This is a genomic window from Acetonema longum DSM 6540 (assembly GCF_000219125.1).
Classification (GTDB): Bacteria; Bacillota; Negativicutes; order Sporomusales; family Acetonemataceae; genus Acetonema; species Acetonema longum.
On sequence record NZ_AFGF01000009.1, the window covers coordinates 1 to 489 of the forward strand.

Annotated in this window: 1 protein-coding gene; it reads left to right on the forward strand. The window is 51.1% G+C overall.

The annotated features are described in order from the left end of the window. Positions 1-60: 60 nt before the first annotated feature. The coding region (locus tag ALO_RS00730) for an ABC transporter substrate binding protein (protein ID WP_004091737.1) at positions 61-489 on the forward strand (429 nt) is incomplete at its 3' end.

Below are 489 nucleotides of genomic sequence, written 5' to 3' on the forward strand. Positions count from 1 at the left end.
AGAAACAAGATCTGCAAAGCAGGCTTGCTTCTCGTTAAGAGAAAGGGATGGGTGAGTAGTATGTTAAACCAATTATCTCGGAAAAAAGTGATGGCCTTAGCAATGGGAGCCGTGTTAGCCGTTGGAGCTATTGCCGGCTGCGGCGGTGAAAAGAAGGAAGCCGGCGGGGATAAGGTCTACCGGATTGGCGTATTGCAGCTGGTACAGCACGGCGCTTTGGATGATGCGAACCGGGGCTTTGTGGACGGTCTGGCAGCCAGGGGCTATAAAGACGGCGCCAACATAAAGCTCGATCAGCAGAACGCCCAGGGGGATCAGTCCAATTTAAAGACCATCAGCCAACGGTTCGTGAATAACAAAGTGGATTTGATTTTTGCGATTGCGACCCCGGCAGCGCAGATTGTCGCCAATGAAACCAAAACCATTCCCATTGTGGGATCGGCGATTACGGATTATCAGACGGCCAAACTGGTTCAATCCACTGAAAAG